General features: G+C 66.7%; 22 protein-coding genes. 11 read left to right on the top strand and 11 right to left on the bottom strand.

What is annotated here, in order from left to right:
• Nucleotides 1-12: 12 nt before the first annotated feature.
• Nucleotides 13-534 (bottom strand): WhiB family transcriptional regulator, encoded by a 522-nt coding sequence (locus GcLGCM259_RS15685; RefSeq protein WP_138175411.1) that lies wholly within the window; start codon nucleotides 532-534, stop codon nucleotides 13-15.
• A gap of 286 nt (nucleotides 535-820) precedes the next feature.
• Between GcLGCM259_RS15685 and GcLGCM259_RS03155 the strand changes: the two genes are divergently transcribed.
• Nucleotides 821-1,540, top strand: a complete 720-nt coding sequence (locus GcLGCM259_RS03155; RefSeq protein ID WP_138925737.1) for a TIGR03089 family protein — start codon at nucleotides 821-823, stop codon at nucleotides 1,538-1,540.
• Nucleotides 1,541-1,648: 108 nt separating this feature from the next.
• On the opposite strand, the gene GcLGCM259_RS03150 is transcribed toward GcLGCM259_RS03155, so the two are convergent.
• Nucleotides 1,649-2,242 (bottom strand): GtrA family protein, encoded by a 594-nt coding sequence (locus GcLGCM259_RS03150; protein WP_138925736.1) that lies wholly within the window; start codon nucleotides 2,240-2,242, stop codon nucleotides 1,649-1,651.
• Nucleotides 2,243-2,509: 267 nt separating this feature from the next.
• Between GcLGCM259_RS03150 and GcLGCM259_RS03145 the strand changes: the two genes are divergently transcribed.
• From GcLGCM259_RS03145 to manA, 4 genes are all read left to right on the top strand, one after another.
• Nucleotides 2,510-3,622 (top strand): 5-(carboxyamino)imidazole ribonucleotide synthase, encoded by a 1,113-nt coding sequence (locus tag GcLGCM259_RS03145; protein WP_246049844.1) that lies wholly within the window; start codon nucleotides 2,510-2,512, stop codon nucleotides 3,620-3,622.
• A 57-nt stretch (nucleotides 3,623-3,679) separates the two neighbouring features.
• Nucleotides 3,680-4,213 carry a 5-(carboxyamino)imidazole ribonucleotide mutase gene (gene purE, locus GcLGCM259_RS03140; RefSeq protein ID WP_138925734.1) on the top strand — a complete coding sequence of 178 codons (534 nt, stop codon included), beginning with the start codon at nucleotides 3,680-3,682 and terminating at the stop codon, nucleotides 4,211-4,213.
• A 21-nt stretch (nucleotides 4,214-4,234) separates the two neighbouring features.
• Nucleotides 4,235-5,854, top strand: a complete 1,620-nt coding sequence (locus GcLGCM259_RS03135; RefSeq protein ID WP_138925733.1) for an LCP family protein — start codon at nucleotides 4,235-4,237, stop codon at nucleotides 5,852-5,854.
• A gap of 72 nt (nucleotides 5,855-5,926) precedes the next feature.
• The gene (gene manA / locus GcLGCM259_RS03130; RefSeq protein ID WP_171021097.1) at nucleotides 5,927-7,138 is read left to right on the top strand and encodes a mannose-6-phosphate isomerase, class I; all 1,212 of its coding nucleotides are present in this window, start codon (nucleotides 5,927-5,929) and stop codon (nucleotides 7,136-7,138) included.
• Nucleotides 7,139-7,262: 124 nt separating this feature from the next.
• Here the strand turns inward: manA and glpX are convergent, their stop codons facing one another.
• A complete protein-coding gene (glpX, locus tag GcLGCM259_RS03125; RefSeq protein WP_138173619.1) occupies nucleotides 7,263-8,297 on the bottom strand; it encodes a class II fructose-bisphosphatase in 1,035 nt (344 codons plus the stop codon).
• 206 nt (nucleotides 8,298-8,503) lie between these two features.
• Between glpX and GcLGCM259_RS03120 the strand changes: the two genes are divergently transcribed.
• The 3 genes from GcLGCM259_RS03120 to GcLGCM259_RS03110 all read left to right on the top strand — a co-directional run bounded on the left by GcLGCM259_RS03120 (nucleotide 8,504) and on the right by GcLGCM259_RS03110 (nucleotide 11,391).
• Nucleotides 8,504-9,160: a DUF4245 domain-containing protein gene (locus tag GcLGCM259_RS03120; protein WP_175419306.1), complete on the top strand. Its 657-nt coding sequence runs from the start codon at nucleotides 8,504-8,506 to the stop codon at nucleotides 9,158-9,160.
• 73 nt (nucleotides 9,161-9,233) lie between these two features.
• Nucleotides 9,234-9,863 carry a carbonic anhydrase gene (locus GcLGCM259_RS03115; RefSeq protein WP_138925730.1) on the top strand — a complete coding sequence of 210 codons (630 nt, stop codon included), beginning with the start codon at nucleotides 9,234-9,236 and terminating at the stop codon, nucleotides 9,861-9,863.
• A 115-nt stretch (nucleotides 9,864-9,978) separates the two neighbouring features.
• A complete protein-coding gene (locus GcLGCM259_RS03110; RefSeq protein ID WP_138925729.1) occupies nucleotides 9,979-11,391 on the top strand; it encodes a class II fumarate hydratase in 1,413 nt (470 codons plus the stop codon).
• Nucleotides 11,392-11,471: 80 nt separating this feature from the next.
• Here the strand turns inward: GcLGCM259_RS03110 and GcLGCM259_RS03105 are convergent, their stop codons facing one another.
• Together GcLGCM259_RS03105 and GcLGCM259_RS03100 are read right to left on the bottom strand one after the other, a co-directional pair.
• Nucleotides 11,472-11,939, bottom strand: coding sequence for an NUDIX hydrolase (locus tag GcLGCM259_RS03105; RefSeq protein ID WP_054821268.1), 468 nt, complete (start codon nucleotides 11,937-11,939; stop codon nucleotides 11,472-11,474).
• Between the two features lie 4 nt (nucleotides 11,940-11,943).
• Nucleotides 11,944-12,498, bottom strand: coding sequence for a prepilin peptidase (locus GcLGCM259_RS03100; protein ID WP_175419305.1), 555 nt, complete (start codon nucleotides 12,496-12,498; stop codon nucleotides 11,944-11,946).
• Between the two features lie 153 nt (nucleotides 12,499-12,651).
• Here GcLGCM259_RS03100 and GcLGCM259_RS03095 point away from each other — a divergent pair, with 153 nt between their 5' ends.
• Nucleotides 12,652-13,491 carry a hypothetical protein gene (locus tag GcLGCM259_RS03095; protein WP_138925727.1) on the top strand — a complete coding sequence of 280 codons (840 nt, stop codon included), beginning with the start codon at nucleotides 12,652-12,654 and terminating at the stop codon, nucleotides 13,489-13,491.
• Here the strand turns inward: GcLGCM259_RS03095 and phoH2 are convergent.
• The 6 genes from phoH2 to mca all read right to left on the bottom strand — a co-directional run bounded on the left by phoH2 (nucleotide 13,488) and on the right by mca (nucleotide 19,912).
• Nucleotides 13,488-14,801, bottom strand: coding sequence for an RNA 5'-3' helicase PhoH2 (phoH2, locus tag GcLGCM259_RS03090; RefSeq protein WP_246049731.1), 1,314 nt, complete (start codon nucleotides 14,799-14,801; stop codon nucleotides 13,488-13,490). The genes GcLGCM259_RS03095 and phoH2 overlap by 4 nt on opposite strands.
• A 353-nt stretch (nucleotides 14,802-15,154) precedes the next feature.
• Nucleotides 15,155-15,946 (bottom strand): isoprenyl transferase, encoded by a 792-nt coding sequence (locus GcLGCM259_RS03085; protein ID WP_138173604.1) that lies wholly within the window; start codon nucleotides 15,944-15,946, stop codon nucleotides 15,155-15,157.
• Nucleotides 15,947-16,073: 127 nt separating this feature from the next.
• Nucleotides 16,074-18,233 carry a thioredoxin domain-containing protein gene (locus GcLGCM259_RS03080; protein WP_138925725.1) on the bottom strand — a complete coding sequence of 720 codons (2,160 nt, stop codon included), beginning with the start codon at nucleotides 18,231-18,233 and terminating at the stop codon, nucleotides 16,074-16,076.
• 102 nt (nucleotides 18,234-18,335) lie between these two features.
• The gene (locus GcLGCM259_RS03075; protein WP_138925724.1) at nucleotides 18,336-18,533 is read right to left on the bottom strand and encodes an LPXTG cell wall anchor domain-containing protein; all 198 of its coding nucleotides are present in this window, start codon (nucleotides 18,531-18,533) and stop codon (nucleotides 18,336-18,338) included.
• Between the two features lie 141 nt (nucleotides 18,534-18,674).
• Nucleotides 18,675-18,956, bottom strand: a complete 282-nt coding sequence (locus GcLGCM259_RS03070) for a hypothetical protein (RefSeq protein ID WP_138173600.1) — start codon at nucleotides 18,954-18,956, stop codon at nucleotides 18,675-18,677.
• Between the two features lie 62 nt (nucleotides 18,957-19,018).
• A complete protein-coding gene (mca, locus tag GcLGCM259_RS03065) occupies nucleotides 19,019-19,912 on the bottom strand; it encodes a mycothiol conjugate amidase Mca (protein ID WP_138173658.1) in 894 nt (297 codons plus the stop codon).
• A gap of 210 nt (nucleotides 19,913-20,122) precedes the next feature.
• Here mca and GcLGCM259_RS03060 point away from each other — a divergent pair, with 210 nt between their 5' ends.
• Entirely contained in the window at nucleotides 20,123-20,515 is a 393-nt protein-coding gene (locus GcLGCM259_RS03060) for a DUF4307 domain-containing protein (RefSeq protein ID WP_171021095.1), read from the top strand.
• Nucleotides 20,516-20,842: 327 nt separating this feature from the next.
• A complete protein-coding gene (gene greA, locus GcLGCM259_RS03055; protein ID WP_396277975.1) occupies nucleotides 20,843-21,346 on the top strand; it encodes a transcription elongation factor GreA in 504 nt (167 codons plus the stop codon).
• The last annotated feature ends 70 nt before the right edge of the window (nucleotides 21,347-21,416 follow it).

Genomic DNA, 21,416 nt, shown 5'->3' with positions numbered 1-21,416 from the left:
CTTGCGGGCGAATTAGATTGCTCGTTTCCGTAGACGACGACGTTCACGCTCGGACAGGCCTCCCCAGATGCCGAAGCGCTCATCATTGCTCAATGCGTACTCCAGGCATTCGGAGCGGACCACACAGGCCCCGCAGACACGCTTGGCGTCGCGGGTCGAGCCGCCCTTCTCCGGGAAGAAGGCCTCCGGGTCGGTCTGCGCACACAGCGCACGGGCCTGCCAACCGAGTTCACCCTCGTCGACTTCCCCACCGATTCCCAGCCAGACAGCCTTAATGCTCTCACGCATCTGGTCGTTTTCATCCAGTTCCGGAGCCCAGGAGCCGGTGTTGTCCTCGTCCGGCTGCGACTGGGTCTGGTGTTCACGCAGGAATGCATCCGCGGCATTCTCCAAATCGGCGGCGACGGAGGACTGCGATGCCCCGTCGGCCTGCGGATCGACAAACCAATCGGACGGAGCGCCCTGAACCCCATACTGGGCGGACGCAACAGCCGATGTCGAATACTCGGAGTACCCCTGCTCCATCTTCGCCATGGTGATGTTGACCCTTTCGCTACACGTCTCGTCTCAGGCATCCTGACGATGCCACACGCCTCGACTCCGGTTAGTCCATCGAAATATCGAAAAACTCTTACCGGCGTCCGGCGCACCATCTAATTACATCGGTGTAACTCCTCGAGAGTCAAGCGGGGAGGATATTCTATGGACAGATCTCGGCATTGTGTCTTCACAACACGCCGGAGAAATCCCCCGCCAATCCGGGCGAGTCGCCACTTCCGCGCATTCCCGGTGAATTCCCAGCAAGCGATTGAGGTTCAGCATGACAATCGATACCAATTCGTTACCTTTCGTCGAAAAGTTACTTGGCCCCCGCCGCGCCGACGCAACCCCCTGGCTGATCTGGCATTCTGCCGACGGTGAGCGCATTGAACTGAGCGGACGGGTCTTCGACAACTGGGTGGCGAAAACGGCGAACCTGCTCGCCGAGCTGTTCGACGTCCAGGAAGCCAGCGAGCTGGTCTTCGACCTGCCCGTCCACTGGAAGAGCCTGGTGCTGGCCGTCGCGGCCTGGCACCACGGGGCGGCCGTCATCACCCCCGATGACCCGCAATCCGCCACCGCCGCGTTGTGGATCAGCGACCGTCCGGCCGGGGCGCACATTCCGGCAAGCGCGGACGTGCTGGGTGTGGACCTGGCCGCACTGGCCCTGTCCTTCACCGGGGATCTGGGACCGGCCGAGGACTACAACACCGAGGTACGCGCCTTTGCCGACGACTACTACCCGCAACCGGTCGGCGGCAGCCTGAGCGCGCTGCGCACCGCCAACGCCGAGCTCAGCTACGAGCAGCTCTTCTCCCACCCGGGCCGGGCGCAGGGAACGATCCTGGTCTCCAGCGAGCTGGGCATGGAAAGGCTGCTGCCCTTTGCCATCGGCCAGTGGCAGGCCGGGGACGCGCTGGTGTTGGTCGGGCCGGGAGTTGAAATCACTCCGCGGCTGCTGGAGGGTGAACGCGTCACCGCCCGCCACCCCGAACACTAGGGCTACGGCCGGCCACGAGACCCGAAACGGTTGAAAGCAAGGTGCCCGCCGCCGCGTACTGCGGGGCGGGCACCTTGCCCATCATCACGTGGATGGTGACAGAGGACGCTAGGCCGATTCTGGTCGGCTCAGCCCGATGCTTCCGGTGTCCGGCCCCACGGTGCTGGATGGCGCGCCCTGCGAACGAACGGCAATGACTTCCGCTTCGGAGGAGGCGGCACCCACCAGGGCCGGCTCGGTGTCGGGCAGGATTTCGGTGCGTTCCCCGCCGAAGACCCAGAACTTATAGGCGAAAAAGCGGAAGATGGTGCCCAGGATCAGCCCGACCACCGAACCGGCGATGAATACGCTGGTGGTGTCGGTCAAGCCGAGCATGTACTTGGTCACCCACACACAGGCGGCCGCGATGCCCAGGCCGATGGCGTTCATGACCAGGAACATCACCAGTTCCCGCACCACGTTCGCCTGGCGGCGGTGGCGGAAGGTCCAGTAGCGGTTGGCCACCCAGGAGAACAACGTCGCGACCACACCAGCAACAATCTTGGCCTTCACCGGCGAATCGCTCATGGGGCCCGAGAGCATCCACAAATAGATCGCGGAGTCGACCACAAAAGCGGCCCCGCCGACGACACCGAATTTCGCCACTTCCCGCCAAAGCGTGGAAACCAGTCCACGGATCTTGACGCTGATGCGTTCGAACATTTTCCTCCAGACGTGCCGCGGCCCGCCTCCACCGTTCTCGGTGCGCTGCCACGGGCCAGAACCTACATCACACAGATGGCGATTCTGGCAGATTTAGCTGTCTTATCCCTTGATACAAACAGTTCATAATATCGGCTTTTCCTGATAAATGACCGTGGATGGGCGCTTGCCGGGGCTCGGGGGAACGGGCGGGAGCCAGAGTTTCGCTACCCTAGAGGGGTGAGCTTTCCGAAAATTGGTGTAATTGGTGGCGGGCAGTTGGCCCGCATGATGGCCCCCGAGGCCCTGAATCTTGGCTTCGAACTACATGTGCTGGCCGAGGCCGAGGACGTCTCGGCGGCCCGCAGCGTCCCCGACGCCCCCGTGGGTGATTACAAGGACCTGGATACGCTGCGTCACTTCGCCAAGGGCCTGGACGTGGTCACCTTCGACCACGAACACGTGCCCAATGAACACCTGAGCACATTGATCAGCGAAGGGGTGAACATCCAGCCCCGCCCCGAGGCCCTGATCCATGCGCAGGACAAGCTCGTGATGCGCCAGGCCATCGAGCAGCTGGGCTTGCCCAACCCGCGTTGGGCCAAGGTAAAGAACGTTGCGGAACTGATCGCCTTCGGCGACGAGATCGGCTGGCCGATCGTGCTGAAGACCCCGCGCGGCGGTTACGACGGCAAGGGCGTGCGTATCCTGGACGATGCCCAGGCCGCCCGCGATGCGGCCGACTGGTTCGCCAACGGCGCGCTGCTGGCCGAGGACAAGGTCAACTTCTCCCGCGAGCTTTCCGCACTGGTGGCCCGCACCCCCTCCGGCCAGGCCAAGGCGTGGCCGGTGGTGCACACCATCCAGGTGGACGGGGTGTGCGATGAGGTCATCGCCCCGGCCCAGGACATCGATCCGGCCGTGGCCGAGGCCGCAGCCGCCGCGGCGCTGCGCATCGCCGAACAGTTCGGCGTCACCGGCGTGATGGCCGCGGAGCTGTTCGAGACCCCCGGCAGCGGGGCCGGCTTTGTGATCAACGAGCTGGCGATGCGCCCGCACAACACCGGGCACTGGACCATGAACGGCTCGGTCACGAGCCAGTTTGAGCAGCACCTGCGCGCCGTGCTGGACCTGCCGCTGGGCGAAACCCGCGAACTGGGCCTGACCGTGATGAAAAACTACCTCGGTGGAGAAAACCAGGACCTGTACTCCGCCTTCTCCGCCGCACTGGGTGCTGCGCCAGAGGTCAAGGTGCATGCCTACGGCAAGTCCGTGCGCCCCGGACGCAAGATCGGGCACGTGAACGTGGTGGCCAACACCGGGCAAACAGTTGATGAACTGCGTCAGCGCGCCGAGATGGTGGCCGCGTTGATCCGTGACGGCGTGAAGCAAAACGCATAGCCTATGCCTAGTGGTGGTGGCCTGCGCCACCCCAAGACAAGTTCAAGGAAGCAACGAATGACAACCTCTGCCCCCGTGGTCGGCCTCGTGATGGGTTCGGACTCCGACTGGCCGGTCATGCGCCTGGCCGCCCAGGCCCTGACCGAGTTCGGCATCCCCTTCGAAGCCGACGTGGTCTCCGCGCACCGCATGCCCACCGAGATGATCGAGTACGGAAAGAAGGCCCACGAACGCGGCCTGCGCATCATCATCGCCGGCGCCGGCGGCGCCGCCCACCTGCCGGGCATGCTCGCCTCGGTGACCCCGCTGCCGGTGATCGGCGTGCCGGTCCCGCTGGCCAAACTGGACGGGATGGACTCGCTGCTGTCCATCGTGCAGATGCCCGCCGGCGTGCCGGTGGCCACCGTCTCCATCGGCGGGGCCCGCAACGCCGGGCTGCTGGCCGTGCGCATGCTCGCGGCGGGAACCGACGAACACGCCCGCACGTTACAAAATAAGTTGCTTGAATTCGCGGACTCCCTGCGCGATTCAGCGCACGCCAAGGGTGCCGCCCTGCGTGCTGAAGTCGCCGACGAAAATTTCGCGTCCTGATCAAGGAAAGTCTCTAGCTATATGGGTTCTGCCAGCCATCGTGCACCCGGCCTGCTGCGCCAACCGGAAACACTGTCCTCGCCGGCGCGCTCCAAGCGCGCCCTGATCCTGGTCCTGCTGACCATCGTGTTCCCCGGAAGCGCCCAGCTGATCGCCGGCAACCGCCGCCTGGGCCGCTTCGTGGTGAGCCTGACCATGCTGTGCTGGCTGGCAATCCTCGCCCTCGTGGCGATCTACTTCATCGACTACTCGATCCTGCTGAACTGGGCCGGGCATCCGAACTTCCAGCTGTTCCTGATCATCGTGCTCTCGGTGCTCGCCGTGGGCTGGCTGATCATGTTCATCAACACGCTGGTAATCATCCGCCCGAAGCTGCTGGCCCCGGGCATGCGCGGGATCGTGGCGCTGTTCCTGGTGCTGGCGGTCGCCGGGACCAGCGGCATCTTCATCTACGGCGCCTCGCTGCTGAACACCGGGCGGGAGACCATCACCAAAGTCTTCGACGAGGGCCCGGCCTTCGACCCGGTCGACGGGCGCTACAACATCGCCATCCTCGGCGCGGACTCCGGCGATAACCGTGACGGGGTGCGCACCGACTCGATGGCGCTGCTCTCGGTGGACGCCAAGACCGGCAAGTCGCTGATGATCTCCATCCCCCGCAACTTCCAAAAGGCTCAGTTCGCGGCGGACTCGCCGATGAAGAAGGCCTGGCCGAAGGGCTATGACTGCGGCAACGAATGCCTGTTCAACGCCATCTACCGCGACGCGGTGGACCATCACGCCGACGCCTTCCCCGCCTCGGTGAAGAACGTGGGCGCCCAGGCGGTCATGGATGCCATGGAAGGCACCACCGGCCTGCAGGTGCAGGGCTACGTCATGGTCGACATGGCGGGCTTCGAGTCCTTCGTTGACGCGGTGGGCGGCGTGAAGGTGATTTCCGGGGGCTGGGTGCCCTACAACGGGAAGAAGTGGGAAGGCACCAACATCAACACCCACTGGTTCTCCCCCGGCGAGAAGCACTTCAACGGCAAGCAGGCCCTGTGGTTCGCCCGCTCGCGCGACTTCACCGATGACTACCACCGCATCAAGCGCCAGCAGTGCCTGCAGCAGGCGATCATCGCCCAGATCACCCCGCAGAACGTGCTCTCACGCTTCACCACGATCATGGACGCCGGCGAGGAGCTGGTGGAGACCGACATCCCCGCCAGCCAGCTCGGATCGTTCATCTCGCTGGCCGAAAAGGCCCGCAAGACCCCCTTTGACCGGCTGACCTTGGGGGCCCCTGACTTTGAGCGCACCTTCTCCACCTACCCGGACTTCGACAAGATCCACCAGCGCATCGACGAGATGATCGCCAAGCAGGGCGAGCCGGAGAAGCCGAAGGAAGCCTCCAAGGACCCAAAGAAGGACGAGAAGAAGGACGACAAGAAGGAGGAGAAGTCCTCCACGACCCCCACCGAGTCCTCCGCATCGGCCAGCCCGAGCGACGACCGGGCCCTGTCCACCACCGGCGACCAGGAATTCACCCAGCCCAACGGGGACCCGATCACCGAGGAGTACCTGGTGCAGCTCGAACGCTACGGCTACACCACGCGCATCAGCCAGATCGCGGCGAACAACGACGAGTGCCGGGTTCCCTAAGAAATTTCCCTCCACCCCAAACCGAACCCCGAACATGTTTGTTTCTCCGTGATGAAAGGTCAGCTGACGTACATGTTTCACCTGCACAACAGCATCCGCACTTACCATTGGGGTTCGCCGGACGCTATTTCCTCGCTGCTGGGTCTGCAGACCGACGCGACCCCGCAGGCCGAGCTCTGGTTGGGCGCCCACCCGGGCAACCCCAGCCGGCTGCGCGAGACCGGCCAGGGGCTTGATGAGCTGCTGGCCGACACCCCGCAGCTGCTGGGCCAGGCGGTCAGCGATCGCTATGGCCAGCTGCCGTTCCTGATGAAGGTGCTCGCCGCCGACCAGCCGCTGTCCATTCAGGTGCACCCGTCCCTGGAGCAGGCCGCGGCGGGATTCGAGCGTGAAGAGCAGGCCGGGATCGGGCGGGATGCCGCCCACCGCAACTACAAGGACGCAAACCACAAACCTGAGATGCTCTACGCGCTGGGCGACTTCGTGGCGCTCAGCGGCTTCCGGGCCCCGGCCCAGATCATTGCCGACCTGCAGCGCCTGCAGCCATGGCTCTCCGAGCCGGCCGCAGCCATCAGCCGGGAGCTGGTCGACGTGCTGGACCGGGAGGAGGACCCGCTGGGCCAGGCGCTGGCCCTGGTCCTCGGCGGGGATCAGCGTATCGGGAAACTGGTCGATGAGATGGTCACCGCCATCACCGCTCACCCGCAGCTGCGCCAAAACCGGCAGCTGGATGAACTGGCCTGGGCGGCCGGCTACTACCCGGCGGATCCCGGGGTGCTGGTCACCCTGCTGATGAACGTGGTCGACCTCAAGGCCGGTGAGGTCATCTGCATGCAGGCCGGCTACCTGCACGCCTATTTGCGCGGGGTGGGCATCGAGGTGATGGCCAACTCGGACAATGTGCTGCGCGGCGGGCTGACCAGCAAGCACATCGACGTGCCCGAGCTGCTGGCCATCACCCACACCCAGCCGGGTCAAGCCACCGCGCTGTCCGGCGCGACCCTCGGGCCGGGCAACACCCTGTACACCCCGGACTTCGACGAATTCCAGCTGCAGGTGCTGCAGCTGTCTGCCGAGGGCCGGGCTCAGCAGCTGGCCTGCCACGGGGCCGGGATCGCGCTGTGCACCGGCGGCAGCTTCACCCTGCAGCGCGACGGCCGGCAGCTTCAGCTGCACCGCGGGGACTCGGTGTTCCTGCCGGCCGGCTCCCCCGTGCTGGCCCAGGTGCTGGATGGGACGGACGCGACCCTGTTCCTGGCCAGCGCCCAGACCCCAGGAGACTAAACCGGAGGGCGGCCCCGCCCTCAGGGCTAGGGGCCATTCCCCGCATAATGCAAAAGGCTTCGGCCGTTGCCTTCCGGAAACATCCGGGGGCAACGGCCGAAGCCTTTGATGGTGGCGGGAAAGCCTAGCGGGTGTAGGCTTCCCACTTGTCCTGGGCGTGCTCGCCCTCGACGAAGCGGATGGTGCCGGACTTCGAACGCATCACGATCGACTGGGTGTGGATGCGGTTGTGCTTGTACCGCACCCCGCGCAGCAGGTCACCGTCGGTGATGCCGGTGGCGGCAAAGTAGCAGTTGTCGGAGGTGACCAGGTCGTTGGTGGTCAGCACGCGGTCCAGGTCGTGGCCGGCCTCCAGGGCCTTGTTGCGTTCGGCCTCATCGGTGGGCCACAGCCGGCCCTGGATGACCCCGCCCAGTGCCTTGATCGCGCACGCGGTGACGATGCCCTCCGGGGTTCCGCCGATGCCCATCAGCGCATCCACGCCGGTCCCCTCACGGGTGGCGGCAATCGCGCCGGCCACGTCGCCGTCCATGATCAGCTTCACGCGGGCGCCGGCCTCACGGATCTCGTTGATCAGCTTCTCGTGGCGGGGACGGTCCAGCACGGTTACGGTAATCTGGCTCATCTTCTTGCCCTTGGCCTTGGCCATCAGGTGCAGGTTCTGCTTCACCGGCAGACGCAGGTCCACCAGCTCGGCCGCTTCGGGCCCGGTGACCAGCTTCTCCATGTAGAACACGGCCGACGGGTCAAACATGGAACCGCGGTCGGCCACCGCCAGCACGGACAGGGCGTTGTTCAGGCCCAGGGCGGTCAGCCGGGTGCCGTCGATCGGGTCCACCGCGACGTCGCATTCCGCGCCGGTGCCGGTGCCCAGCTTCTCGCCGTTGAACAGCATCGGGGCTTCGTCCTTCTCGCCCTCGCCGATGACGACCACGCCGTTGAAGTTCACGGTGGACAGCAGGCCGCGCATGGCGTCCACGGCCGCGCCGTCGGCCGCATTCTTGTCACCGAAGCCCACCCACGGGGAGGAGGCGATGGCCGCGGCCTCGGTGGCACGCACCAATTCCAGCGCCAGGTTACGGTCCGGTTCGGCCTCGGATACCGACAGTCGTGGAGAGAGTTGGGCAAAGTTGTTCTTTTCGGTCACGAAAATTCCCATCGCTTCGGTCGTAAGGTATTGCGCCTATGCAAACATCCCCATCATATCGCTTGGCCGTCTTTAGGCTGAATCACACGACATCACCTGACACACCCGTCCGCCGGGAGAACAGTATGAGCGGATTGGGGCCTCCCCCGCCCGGGCGGTGGGCGTGTCCTCGGCCACCTTGGTTCGATTTGTGCGCCGGCTTCGGGGAGAATGGTGGGGTGCAGCCAAGCAATGACCAGCAGCCTGAAACCACTCCCACGGACGCCCCGGCGGCGCGCCGTGACCTGAACGACCCCGAGGCGACGTTCGAGGATTTGCCCTACAAGCCGCAGCTCACCCAGAGCCAGGCCAAGCGGGCGAACCAGACGTTCAAGGGGATGGTGCTCTCACTGCTGTTCACGGTGGCGGCGGTCATCCCAATCCTGCTGCTGAACCCGCTGCAGAAGGCCGATGAGGCCGACCGGGCAGTGAACCTGCAGCAGGTCGCCGAACAGGCGGCCCCCGAGGCGAGCTTCGAGCCATGGACACCGCAGCTGGGTGAGGGCGAGTACGCGAACTTTGCCCGCTGGAAGACCTCCCAGGTGCAGGAAGTTTCGTACTGGGAATTTGGCCTGGTGATGCAGGAGAAGGACTTCGTGTGGGTCCGCCAGATCTCCAATGAGCAGTTCAACGCCAGCTGGCTGGCGACCATCACCGACAACGCGACGCCCACCGACAAGCTGAACATTGGTGGGGCCGAATGGGAGCAGCGGACCAAGGACGATCAGAGCTACCTGATCTCCCAGCGCAGCGACTCCACGCTCATCCTCTCCAGCGACACTTCCCCCCAACAGCTGTTCAACCTGGCCCAGGTAGCCACCCAGCAGGTCAAGTAGCACCGCCAGCCCAGGCCCGCCGGCCGCACTCCACCCACCGACTCCGCCCGGTACGCCACCAAGGACCACACCCATGCCCGAACACCACCTTGCACCGCGCCTGAGCCCGCGCCAGGCCTGGCACCTGCTGCGCGAAGGCAACTTCCGCTTTGTCAACGGGCAGACCCGCCACCCGAACCAGGACGGGGCCCGGCGCCAGTCGCTGATCCACTCCCAGGAACCGTTTGCGGTGATCTTCGGCTGCTCCGATTCCCGGCTGGCCGCGGAGATCATCTTCGATGTCGGGCTCGGTGACATGTTCGTGGTGCGCACCGCCGGGCACGTCATCGACACCGCGAGCCTTGGCTCCCTGGAGTACGCGGTGCAGCTGCTGAACATCCCGCTGATAGTGATCCTGGGCCACGATAACTGCGGAGCGGTGACCAGTGCCATGGAATCCCGCCACACCGGCAACATGCCCCAGGGGTTCATCCGTGATCTGGTCGAGCACATCACCCCCTCGGTGTTCGCCGCCGAAAGCCACAACCTGTTTGATGTGAACTCCACCGTCGTCGAGCATGTCCAGCAAACCTCCGAACGACTCGTGGAGCGCTCGCGCATCATCGGGGACGCGGTCCACAGCGGACGCACCGCGGTGGTGGGGGTGACCTACCGGCTGGCCGAAGGCAAGGCGCAGATCGTCTCCGGCTTCGGCATCTCCTAGTCGAACCCGGTTCCGCGGAAGCACCCCACGCCACCCGGTGACCCGCATCACTACCATGGGTGATTTTTAGACTACACAGTTGTTTCCTAATGCACCTCGCACGTAGCGTTAAGCCATGACCAGTAGTGATGATTTCCGCATTGAACACGACACCATGGGCGAAGTCCGGGTCCCGAAGGACGCGCTGTACCGCGCCCAGACCCAGCGTGCCGTGGAAAACTTCCCGATCTCCGGCAAGCGCCTGGAGTCCGAGCACATCAAGGCCCTGGCGCAGGTAAAGAAGGCGGCCGCGCGCGCCAACCTCGAATTGGGTGTCATCGACGGGGAACGTGCCGAGGCGATCATCGCCGCCGCCGACGCCGTGGCCAGCGGCGAGTATGACGGGCACTTCCCCATTGACGTGTTCCAGACCGGTTCAGGCACCAGCTCGAACATGAACACCAACGAGGTCATCGCCGAGCTGGCCAGCCGCCACCTGGCCGAGGCCGGCTCCTCCACCACCGTGCACCCCAACGACCATGTAAACGCGTCCCAGTCCTCCAATGACGTGTTCCCCACCTCGGTGCACGTGGCCGCGACCGCGGCGCTGACCGGCAAGCTGATCCCGGCGCTGGAGGTGCTCGCCGCCTCGCTGGAGGCCAAGGCCGAAGAGTTCAAGGACATCGTCAAGTCCGGGCGCACCCACCTGATGGACGCCACCCCGGTCACCCTGGGCCAGGAATTCGGCGGTTACGCCGCCCAGGTGCGCTACGGCATCGAACGGATCCAGGCCGCCCTTCCGCGCGTGGCCGAGGTCCCGCTGGGCGGCACCGCCGTCGGCACCGGCATCAACACCCCGGAGGGCTTCCCGCAGCACGTGCTGAAGTTCCTGAGCGAGGACACCGGGCTGCCGATCACCGAGGCCCGCAACCATTTCGAGGCCCAGGCCAACCGCGACGGCCTGGTCGAGGCCTCCGCGGTGCTGCGTTCGATCGCGATCTCCTACATGAAGATCAACAACGACCTGCGCTGGATGGGTTCGGGCCCGAACACCGGGCTGGGCGAAATCGCGATCCCGGACCTGCAGCCCGGTTCCTCGATCATGCCCGGCAAGGTCAACCCGGTAATTTCCGAGGCCGCCATCCAGGCCGCCGCCCAGGTCATCGGCAATGACACCACCATCGCCTGGTCCGGCACCAACGGCATGTTCGAGCTGAACGTGGGCATCCCGGTGATGGCTGCGAACCTGCTTGAATCCATCCGCCTGCTGACCAACGTCAGCCAGGTGATGGCCGAGAAGATGATCGACGGGATTACCGCGAACGAGGAGCGCGCCCGTTTCCTGGCCGAGGCGTCCCCCTCGATCGTGACCCCGCTGAACAAGCTGATTGGCTACGAGAACGCGGCGAAGATCGCCAAGAAGGCCGTGGCCGAAAAGCTGACCGTCCGCGAGGCCACCATCGCCCTGGGCTTTGTGCAGCGCGGGGAGATTTCCGAGGAGCAGCTCGATGAGCTGCTGGATGTCTCCACGATGACCGGCAAGCACTAGCCTTCGCCGCTTCGTCTCCCGGCGGCGTGTCGTCACCGACGGCCCGCCGCCGTTTCACGTTCCGGCCCGGTAAGGAGGGCTTAGCCGAAGTAGCCACCCACCCGGGGCGCCAGGGCCCAGCGCAGCGCCCGCTCATGCAGCGGCGGCAGCTGGGGGTAGGCGTCCAGCGCGAAGTACGCGGTTTCCAGGTTCTCCCCGTCCAACGGCCGGGGCTGGAGCTCATCCAGGGCCTCGGCCCGGAAGACGATGTCCACGTACTGGGCCTGGTCCCCATTCGGGTACTGGGTGGGTGCGGTTACCCCCACCCCGATCAGGTGCGTCACCGCACAGCGCACCCCGGTTTCCTCCTGCACCTCGCGCACCGCGGTCACTGCCGGCTCCTCCCCCGGCTCGATGATTCCGGCTGGCAGCGTCCACAGCCCGTTGTCCGAGCGGCGCACCAGCAGCACACCACGCTGATCGAGCACCACCACTTTCACCCCCGACAGCCAGAGCGGTGCGGTGCCGACATGGTGGCGCAGTGCCGTGATGAATTCGGGGGTAGCCATCCGTTCATGGTGTCATACCCAAGGCGATCGCCGCACCCAGGATCATGAACGGGCCGAAGGGCACATGGGACTTCATGCTCAGTTTGCGCAGCAGCATCCCGCCAAGCACCACCAGGCTGGCGCTGACAAAGGCGAACAGGGTAGCCAGCAGCAAGGAGCCGAGCGAAAAGTAGCCCAGGTTCAGTCCCAGCACACCGGCCAGCTTCACATCCCCCATTCCCATGGCCCCGCGTCCGAGCACCGCAACCAGCAGGTAGCCCCCGCCCAACAGCAGCAAACCCAGTCCCGCCCACAGCAGGTCGACAAGGTTCCCACGCAACACGCTGATCAGCAGCAGCAGCCCGGCGCTGGCCCCGGCCCACCGGGCCACCAGCCGGTTCGGCAGCCGGTGCACCGCAATGTCGGTCAGGCTCAAGCGAGTACCGAAATACAGGAAGCACAGCACATAGGCGACGCCGGCCATCCGCAGCCAGGACCCGTCGGTCCACAGCGCGGCCAGCGACACCCCGGCCGGGACGAACCCGGCCCGGGACGCTTCACCCAGCAGCAGACCCACCATGTACAGAGCATAGGCCGCATTCGGCATTCGCGGGGCAGCCGGCCGGGGGCTGTGCACAATCCGGCCGAGCCCGGAACCAGCCCTCCCGGTGCGAATCCCCGCCCCGTCCACCGGCGCCCTTGTCCCGTGGCGCGGGGCTCCTAGACTGGGTGTATGAGCTCCCCAGCGCGCGATCAGTACTTTCCCGGTGGCCGGCTGCCGGATTCCGCGGCCCGCCGGCACCTGCGCGCCCTGGCGCGCTCGGCCCCCTGGCTCTCCAGCAGCCTGCGCTTGAGCGTTGACCTCCCGCCGGCCTACGCCCGCGAAGAGCTGGGGCTGGAAGGTGAACTTACGGTGCTGCTGCGCTCCCGGGAGGCGGTGGCAATCTCCAACGACCGGGACCAGTTGGTCTTCCAGCGCGAACGCTTCACCCAGGACCGGGGGCTGGACTATGTGGCCGCCACCGCGGCCTCCTGGCAGCTGCCAGCGTCCCTGGTCACCCCGGTGTTCGGGGATGACCACCTGGTGTACCGGCGACCGGCCATCCAGGGGTTTGGGGATTTGTTGCCGCTGCCGTTCCTGCAGGCGGTACTGGACCCCTATGAGTTGGCCGGGGAGGAACCGGCGAGCCTGGAGCTGGCGTTCAACCACCCGACCTTCATCCACGAGCTGCGTGAATCAACCGATGCCCAGGGCCGCCCCGTCCTGGCGGCGGTACTCAGCGCCGGGCACAACTACCGGCCCGCGGTGCCCGGCTACCCGCTGGTTCCCGCCGGAACGCGCACCCTGGTGGAGTTGGACCGGCAGACCGGGATCCTGCTGCGCCGCGAGGTGCTGGACGGTGAGCCGGCGCCCACCCTGCGGGTGCGGGTGCTGGCGCACAACGAGTACTACATCGACTCGCTGTTCACCGCCCCCACCCCAACCCTGGTCGATGTGCGCGCCCCCAGGCCCTGGACCCTGCGCCCGCGAACGGCGCAGGATCCCGGCGGGACCGGGCTGAAGCGGCGCTAGCGCACCTTCGCGTCGAGCATCTCGGTGACCAGTGCCGCGATTGCCGAGCGTTCCGAGCGGGTGAGGGTCACGTGCCCAAACAGGTCGTGGCCCTTGAGCTGCTCCACCACGGCCGCCACCCCGTCGTGCCGGCCCACATGCAGGTTGTCGCGTTGGGCCACGTCGTGGGTGAGCACCACCTTGGAATGCTGCCCGATGCGCGAAAGCACCGTGAGCAGCACATTGCGTTCCAGGGACTGCGCCTCGTCCACGATCACGAACGTGTCATGCAGTGAGCGGCCGCGGATGTGGGTCAGCGGCAGCACCTCCAGCATTCCGCGTTCCACGACCTCATCGATCACGTTCTTGGAGACCACCGAGCTGAGCGTGTCGAACACGGCCTGCGCCCAGGGGTTCATCTTCTCCCCCTCCGAGCCGGGCAGGTACCCCAGCTCCTGGCCGCCAACGGCGTACAGCGGGCGGAACACGGTGATCTTGCGGTGTTCGCGCCGCTCCAGCACCGCCTCCATGCCCGCGCACAGGGCCAGCGCCGACTTGCCAGTGCCGGCCCGCCCGCCCAGCGAGACGATGCCCACCGACTCATCGAGCAGCAGGTCCAGGGCGATGCGCTGTTCGGCGCTGCGCCCGTGCAGCCCGAACGCCTCCCGGTCCCCGCGCACCAGCCGGATCGATCCGTCGTGCACCTTGCGTCCCAGCGCTGAACCACGCACCGAGGTGATCACCAACCCGGTGTTCACCGGCGCGTCGGCCACCTCGGGTGGGGCGTCGAGCCGCTCGGATTCGTAGAGTTCGGCCATCGCCTGGGCGTCCAGCTCCAGCTCCTGGATCCCGCTCCAGCCCGAGGAGCGGGTCAGTTCACTGCGGTACACCTCCGCGTGGATGCCGATCGCCGAGGCCTTGATGCGCATCGGCAGGTCCTTGGTCACCAGCGCGACCTCAAGCCCGGTATCCAGGATGTTCTTGGCCACCGCCAGGATCCGGCTGTCGTTGTCGGTGCTGCGCATCCCCACCGGCAGCACTTCCTGGGCGATGTTGTTCAGTTCGATGCGCAGGCTCCCGCCGGATTCCCCCACCGGCACCGCCGTGCCCAGTCCGCCGTGCTCCTGAATCAGATCGTCGAGGTTCCGCAGCGCCTGTCGGGCGAAGTATCCCAGCTCCAGGTCCTTGCGCTTGTGCTCCAGTTCGGTGACCACGGTCAGCGGGATCACCACCGGATGCTCGGCAAAGTTGAAGATGGCATGCGGGTCAGAGAGCAGCACCGAGGTGTCCAGCACATAGGTCCTGGGGGCTAGTTCGGTCTGTTGGGCCATGACGATCCACCCGTTCTCGAATTCAGCGTGGGGGCTCTCCCCACGCATCAGTGGGAAAAGCCCGCACCGGAATTCCGCTGGGCCGCCGGCCGGCGGCCCCGTCAAACGCGCGGGCAACCATCCAGTGTCGAACCTTTCGTTCGGCCCGGCCGTCCTGGCTGGGCCTGTGTGCCCAGCCTATCCCCGGCGGGGAGTCGAAAAAGCCAACACCAGGTTTCTTTTGGGTATCGATCAGGTTCTGGGCTCGAAGCTCACGCAGATGGCGCTGTCAGCCGCGGGTTTGCCACCACCCCGGCCCGCCGGACCGGTCTTCGCGGCGGTGGGGGCCGGTCGAAAAAAGGAGATGGGCCGAGTCAGGCCCCGAAGCGGCGCTGCCGGTCGGCGAAGTCCCGCAGGGCCCGCAGGAAGTCGACCCGCCGGAAGTCCGGCCACAGGGCCTCGCAGAAGTAGAACTCCGAGTAGGCGCTCTGCCAGGTCAGGAACCCGGACAGGCGCTGTTCCCCGCTGGTGCGGATCACCAGGTCCGGGTCCGGCTGGCCCTTGGTGTACAGGTAGGCGCCCAGCGAGTCCACGTCCAGGTTGTCCGCGACGTCCTTCAGGGACTGGCCGCGGCTGGCCGCGTCGTTCAGCAGCGATTTGACCGCGTCGATGATTTCGCGCCGGCCCCCGTAGCCGATGGCCACGTTCACGTGCACGCCATTGCGGTTGGCGGTGGCAGCCTCCAGGTCGGTCAGCTTCTGGGCCAGGTCCGCCGGCAGCAGGTCCCGGGCCCCCACCTGCTGCACCTGCACCCGGTTGGTGTGTCCCAACTCGTCGAGCAGGTTGCCGATGATGTCCAGCAGGTCACGCAGTTCGGCCGGTTCCCGGTTCAGGTTGTCGGTGGAGAGCATGTACAGGGTCACGACCTTGATGCCCAGGTCCTCACACCATTCCAGGAACTCCAGGATCTTCTCCGCCCCGGCCTGGTGGCCAGCGGCGGTGGTGCTTCCGGCCAGCTTCGCCCACCGGCGGTTCCCATCGACCATCACACCGATGTGGTGCGGCAGCTTGTCCCCCGGCAGCGACCTGGCCAGCCGGCGCTCGTAGAGTCGATAGGCAAGGGACGGTAGGCCCACCTGCTCCTCCTGACGTGTCCTCTTGTCCATGTGGCGTGAAACCTGGCGGCATGCGCGCCGTGCCGTGCGGCACTGTGTCTAAATTTACCGCCATACCGGCCCCGGGGCGTGCATCCGCGCCGCCACACATCGCCACCGCGCCGTCCCTGTTCTCCCTCTACCCCCGGCGCAGCGTCTGGAGCAGGGCGGCCGCGTCGGCCACCGGCGCCTGGCAGGTGGTGTGCCGGCACGGGTAGATGCGCAGGGCGTTGCCCGGCCCGGCCGGCTGCTGCTCGTCGCCGGCCCCGACCGGCAGGCCGAGCACCGTGGCCAGCCTGCGCAGGGCGCCAAGCTGGCGGGGTTCGCCGCCGGAGATGCGCAGGTACTGGATGGGCGACTGCAGCAGCCCCTGCACCTCCAGCGCGCCGGCCACCGCGGAGGGGAAGCGCGCGGCCACCACAGGGCTGTGCCCCACCAGGGCCTGGGCGGCCTGCATGTCCCGGTCCACCCGTTCTTCGTTGTCAGGCCCGGCGCCGTCCTGGTCCGGCACGGCCATGGTGTGCTGGGCGCGCAGCAGCAGCGCCCGGGCCAGCAGGGAGGAGGCGGCGGGCACCGCGTCATCCAAGGCGGTGGCCGCCGGCTGCTGCCCGCGCTGGGCGGCCAGCGCCGGGTCCAGTTCGCGGGTGTCCCGGGCCAGGCCTTGTTCGTCGATGAAGCTCAGCGCCTGTTCCAGCAGCCGGTCACGGCGCAGGGCCCAGGGGCCGGAGGGTTCGGCGAGCGCCAGGGCCGCGAAGCCCAGGGCCATCCCCGCGTAATCCTCCAGGGTTCCCTCGTTGCCCTGCTCGGCCTGGTTTTCAAAGCTCACCCGGGCCAGGGTGCCGGTGGCGGCGGCAACGTGGATCTCCCACACCGTGTGGGCCACCTGTTCGGCCAGCTGCCGGTGCCCCGGGTTCTCAAACACGATCGCGGCCTGGCACAGCGCCTCGATGGCCAGCCCGTTCCACCCGGCCACCACCTTGCTGTCCCGGGCCGGGGCCGGGCGCTCGGCCACCAGCTCGCGCACCGCCTGCAGCAGCCGCTGCCAGGTTTCGCGTTCGCTCCCGCGGGGCATGCGCCGCAGGGACAGGCAGTAGTGTCCCGGGTCCTCGGCGACCTCGGCCAACCGGATCAGGTCTTCGGGCAGCGGACTGTCCAGGCCGGCGGCGGCCTGGTCGAACTCCTCGCGGGTCAGCGTGTAGGCCCCGCCCTCGACGTGCTGCCCGTCGCGCAGCGAGTCCGCGTCCCGGGAGGCGGCCAGGGCGCGGTGCCGGTCCCCGCTCTGCCCGGTGAGCATCGAATCCCGCAGCCAGGTGGCGGTGCCGGCGGCGGCGCGGGTGCAGGCCTCGGCCAGCGCTGTCGCGCGCTGGGTCCGGGCGGGGTCCGTGCCGGTGGCCGCCAGCTGGGTGCAGGCCAGCTGGCACAGTCCCAGCAGCCGCAGCAGCTGGGCGTTGTCGTAGATCATCTTCTCAAAGTGCGGTACCGCCCAATGCTCATCCACGCAGTAGCGGGCGAAGCCTCCCCCCACGTGGTCCTGCAAACCGCCGAGCACGATCTCCTCGGTGGTGGTGGCGGCCGCGTCGAACAGCGGGCCCGGCTCGGGGTGGGTGAGCACCTGCTGCCAGAGCACCACCAGTGACTGGGTGGGCGGGAATTTGGGGGCGGGGGTGAACCCGCCCTCGCTGCGGGTGGTCTTGATCCACTGGTGCACCGCAACCTCCAGTGCCTGCCCCTCGGCCTGGTTCCCGTCCTGGACCGTGGCGGGATCGGCGGAGAACTTCATCATCTGGTGTTGTCCGCGGCTGAGTTCCACCAGGTGCTCGGCCAGCGCCGCGGCCTGCTGCTCGACCCCCTCACGGCGCTGGGTGTAGGCCTCGGTGACGGCGGTGAGCACCTGCATGAAGGAGGGCACCCGGCCGCGCTGCCGGGGCGGGAAGTAGGTGCCAGCGTGGAAGGTGCGCCCGTCGGGCAGCGTGAACACGGTCATTGGCCAGCCGCCGGCCCCGGTCAGGGCCTGGGTGGCGAGCATGTAGGTGTCATCGACCAGCGGATGCTGTTCCCGGTCGACCTTGATTGAGACGAAATGTTCGTTCAGGTAGGCGGCAACCTGCGGGTCGTCGAAGGACTCGCGGGACATGACGTGGCACCAGTGGCAGGCGGCGTACCCGATGGAGAGCATCACCGGGCGGTCCCGGCGCCGGGCTTCGGCGAAGGGCTCGGCCGAGTAGGACCACCAGTCCACCAGCTGGTGGGCGTGCTGCCTGAGGTAGCGGCTGGATGCGTGCTCTAGTCGATTGGCCATACCGGCATGCTACCGCCGGCGGGCCGGCCGCAGGGGGTTGGGCGCCAGCCACCAGGGTTCACCCAGCCCGCCGCACCCACCGTCGTCTCCGGGGCCGTCGGCTCAGGGCCCGTCGCCTCCGGGCCCGACGCCCGCACGGGAACGGCGTCGGCGGCGCGCCAGCCAGATCAGCGTGCCGAGTACCAGCAGGGCACCGAGCCCCTGCAGCCCCGGTGAATCGTCAAAGCCGCCGTAGATGAACGCGGCGATGCCCAGGGCCACCGCCGCCGCGGCCAGCAGCCACAGCAGCACCTGCTTCATGTTGTTCCTCCCCGCCCCGTTCTGCGACCCCTGGAATGTTCCGGCGCCACCGTCCCGGGTCGCCGGTGGCGTTAAATGCACGATCACCGGGGGCGGGCCGAAGCCCGCCGCCCGGTGACCGGATCGCTGGTTGGGGTCAGATCACTTTTCCCGGGTTTTCGGGTCGATCTTCCCGGCGGGCTTCTGCAGCGGCTGCGATTCCCCGCGGGCCACCAGGCGCTGCTGGCGGGATTCGGCTTCGGAGGTGTAGCGCACGCGGCGCACCCGGCGGATCATGTCGCGGATCAGGAAGATCGCGGCGATCACCATCAGCGCGGTGAACACGAAGCCAAGGAAGCCCGGCCCGGTCTGGCTGACCGCGTTGTAACTGGAGGTCGACTCGTTGGCCGGTGCGCTGGCCAACAGCAAGGTCAGATGGTTCACGGGTTAGTACAACTCATTTCTACAGCGTTAGTGCCCTACTACTATCTTAGCGTGGCGGGCCGCTATCTGAGCCCGGCGAACAGGTCGGACTCAGGCAATTCGGTGGGCACCTTGGAGGTGATCAGCGTGTAGTCCTCCCACGGCCAGTGTTCGGCATAGAGGTACTCGGGCACGGCGAAGAAGAAGCCCTCAGGGTCGATCTGCGTGCGGTGGGCCAAAAGCGCCTGGTCACGCTTCGTGAAGTAGTCCGCGCAGTACACCTGGGTGGTCGTGGTGTGCGGGGAGACCCAGCTGAACATCTGGTCCTGCTGGTCCTCCTCCCAGCGCTGCACCCGTTCGGTGTAGGGCGAGTCGTAGCCGGCGTCGAGCATGGCGTAGTGCAGGGTGCGGAAGCGCTCGGGGGCAAAGGCGCGGTCGTAGTACAGCTTGCGCACCTCCCACGGCTGCCCCAGTTCCGGGTACATGTCCGGGTTGTTGGCGTGCTCAAAGGCAAACAGCGCCACCCGGTGGGAGTGGATGTGATCCGGGTGCGGGTAGCCGCCGTTTTCGTCGTAGGTGGTGATCACGTGGGGACGGAATTCGCGGATCAGCTTGATCAGCCCGGCCGCGGCAACCTCCACCGGCTGCAGCGCGAACGCGCCGAAGGGCAGTTCGGGCACCGGGTCGCCCTCGGGCAGCCCCGAATCCACGTAGCCCAGCCAGCGGTGTTCGATGCCCAGCACGGCGGCGGCCTCGGCCATCTCCCCGCGACGCACCCCGGGCAGGTCGCGGTGGGCGTGGGCCAGCTCCCCGGCGGCGGCATTGAGGATGTCCCCGCGTTCACCGCCGGTGCAGGTCACCACCATCACCTCGGCGCCGGCGTCGACATAGGCGGCCATGGTGGCCGCGCCCTTGGAGGACTCGTCATCGGGGTGGGCATGGACTGCCAGCAGCCGCAGTCCCTGGGACGGGGCCATCTTCTTCACGTCGTGACTCTCCACTAAGCTCTTTCCTTTTGCGTTCTCTGGTGCCTCGGGCCGGGGTAAAGCCCGGCGCGGCACCCCGTCATGACAACTCTCACCGGCCGCGGAATATTCCTTCCACGCGTTGGCCAGTAGACTGGAGACTGGTCCCATTCGGATTGTTGAGAGAGTACCAAGAGGCGCTGCATGTCTGATCCCAGCTTAATGGGTCGTTACCACACACCCAAGAAACGACTGTCGCCCAAGACCCGCAATTGGCTGATTGCCGGGGCCCTGGGCGTGGGCGTGGTGGGTGCGGCATACGCCGGGATCAACAACTTCACCCCGATCTCCTCCCAGGACGTGGGCTTTGAGATCATCTCACCCACCCAGGCCGTGGCCACCGTGGAGGTCTCCTACGACTCGAAGAACCGGGTCCAGTGCGAAGTGCGGGCGATGAACGACAGCTACGCGGTGGTCGGGTTCAAGACCGTGGTCCTGGAGGCCGAGGAGAACCCGCGCCATGTGCAGCTGAAGCTCGACGTTCCGCTGCGTACGGACAACCTGGCCACCACCGCCGGCATCGAGGACTGCTACAAGGTGCCCAAGGACTTCTAGCGCCGCCCGGCCCTGGTTCAAGGGGGTTTTAGGGGCGGTAACATTTCCTGAAAGTTTCTTGCACGGCAGTCGATCTATTGGGTTTATTGCCCGATCGCGACTATCATCGATGAAAGTACGATTCGCCCCGCAACGGCCCAGGGAGTGGACCACGCTGGTTCGCTCCATTGCGTCTGCGGGGTCTTTTGCTTGTGGCGCCCCTGGCGTCGAGCCGGCAGAAACGTAACAACATAGACTTCGCCCGGCGTCCTTCCGTGCATGCGGTGGACGCCGTCGGTGTTCTCCCCTACCGGTGGAGCGCCGGCAGGGCGAAGTCTTTCACTGATCATGAGGGAGTACAACGTGAGCACCAACAGTAGCGAACCTGTCGTGTGGCTGACTCAGGAAGCCTACGACCGCCTGAAAGAGGAACTGGATTACCTCTCCGGCCCGGGGCGTGCTGAGATCGTCGCCCGCATCGAGCAGGCCCGGTCCGAGGGCGATTTGAAGGAAAACGGCGGATACCACGCCGCCCGCGAGGAGCAGGGCAAGGCCGAGGCCCGCATCGTGTACCTGACCGACCTGCTGCGTCGCGCCCACGTCGGGGAGCCTCCGGCCGATGACGGCGTGGTTGAGCCGGGCATGCTGGTGGTCGCCAAGATCGCCGGCGATGAGACCACCTTCCTGTTCGGCAGCCGCGAGGTCGCTGGCGACAGCGAACTGGAAGTTTACTCGGAGCAGTCCCCCATCGGGCAGGCCATCCATGGTGCCAAGGTTGGCGACAAGCTGAGCTACCTGGCCCCCAACGGCCGTGACATCGCCGTGGAGATTGTCTCCGCCAAGCCCTTCTAGCCACGCAAGGGCAGCGAGGCCCAGGACCACGGTCCCGGCCCCGCCCCGCGAAAACAAGCCGCACCCCCGG

Source organism: Glutamicibacter creatinolyticus (genome assembly GCF_006094275.1).
GTDB lineage: Bacteria > Actinomycetota > Actinomycetes > Actinomycetales > Micrococcaceae > Glutamicibacter > Glutamicibacter creatinolyticus.
This window is presented reverse-complemented; position numbering and strand designations above follow the sequence as displayed.

What these genes read in the sequence shown, in the direction of transcription:
- GcLGCM259_RS03115 (WP_138925730.1), top strand. Translation starts at nt 9,234, where the DNA reads ATGCCCGAACACCACCTTGCACCGCGCCTGAGCCCGCGCCAGGCCTGG.
- glpX (WP_138173619.1), bottom strand. Translation starts at nt 8,297, where the DNA reads ATGGGAATTTTCGTGACCGAAAAGAACAACTTTGCCCAACTCTCTCCA.
- GcLGCM259_RS03080 (WP_138925725.1), bottom strand. Translation starts at nt 18,233, where the DNA reads ATGGCCAATCGACTAGAGCACGCATCCAGCCGCTACCTCAGGCAGCAC.
- phoH2 (WP_246049731.1), bottom strand. Translation starts at nt 14,801, where the DNA reads ATGGCCCAACAGACCGAACTAGCCCCCAGGACCTATGTGCTGGACACC.
- GcLGCM259_RS03100 (WP_175419305.1), bottom strand. Translation starts at nt 12,498, where the DNA reads ATGGTGGGTCTGCTGCTGGGTGAAGCGTCCCGGGCCGGGTTCGTCCCG.
- GcLGCM259_RS03095 (WP_138925727.1), top strand. Translation starts at nt 12,652, where the DNA reads ATGAGCTCCCCAGCGCGCGATCAGTACTTTCCCGGTGGCCGGCTGCCG.
- GcLGCM259_RS03155 (WP_138925737.1), top strand. Translation starts at nt 821, where the DNA reads ATGACAATCGATACCAATTCGTTACCTTTCGTCGAAAAGTTACTTGGC.
- GcLGCM259_RS15685 (WP_138175411.1), bottom strand. Translation starts at nt 534, where the DNA reads ATGGCGAAGATGGAGCAGGGGTACTCCGAGTATTCGACATCGGCTGTT.
- GcLGCM259_RS03105 (WP_054821268.1), bottom strand. Translation starts at nt 11,939, where the DNA reads ATGGCTACCCCCGAATTCATCACGGCACTGCGCCACCATGTCGGCACC.
- GcLGCM259_RS03145 (WP_246049844.1), top strand. Translation starts at nt 2,510, where the DNA reads ATGATGGCCCCCGAGGCCCTGAATCTTGGCTTCGAACTACATGTGCTG.
- purE (WP_138925734.1), top strand. Translation starts at nt 3,680, where the DNA reads ATGACAACCTCTGCCCCCGTGGTCGGCCTCGTGATGGGTTCGGACTCC.
- GcLGCM259_RS03110 (WP_138925729.1), top strand. Translation starts at nt 9,979, where the DNA reads ATGACCAGTAGTGATGATTTCCGCATTGAACACGACACCATGGGCGAA.
- GcLGCM259_RS03135 (WP_138925733.1), top strand. Translation starts at nt 4,235, where the DNA reads ATGGGTTCTGCCAGCCATCGTGCACCCGGCCTGCTGCGCCAACCGGAA.
- GcLGCM259_RS03060 (WP_171021095.1), top strand. Translation starts at nt 20,123, where the DNA reads ATGGGTCGTTACCACACACCCAAGAAACGACTGTCGCCCAAGACCCGC.
- manA (WP_171021097.1), top strand. Translation starts at nt 5,927, where the DNA reads ATGTTTCACCTGCACAACAGCATCCGCACTTACCATTGGGGTTCGCCG.
- GcLGCM259_RS03150 (WP_138925736.1), bottom strand. Translation starts at nt 2,242, where the DNA reads ATGTTCGAACGCATCAGCGTCAAGATCCGTGGACTGGTTTCCACGCTT.
- mca (WP_138173658.1), bottom strand. Translation starts at nt 19,912, where the DNA reads ATGGCCCCGTCCCAGGGACTGCGGCTGCTGGCAGTCCATGCCCACCCC.
- greA (WP_396277975.1), top strand. Translation starts at nt 20,843, where the DNA reads ATGAGGGAGTACAACGTGAGCACCAACAGTAGCGAACCTGTCGTGTGG.
- GcLGCM259_RS03075 (WP_138925724.1), bottom strand. Translation starts at nt 18,533, where the DNA reads ATGAAGCAGGTGCTGCTGTGGCTGCTGGCCGCGGCGGCGGTGGCCCTG.
- GcLGCM259_RS03085 (WP_138173604.1), bottom strand. Translation starts at nt 15,946, where the DNA reads ATGGACAAGAGGACACGTCAGGAGGAGCAGGTGGGCCTACCGTCCCTT.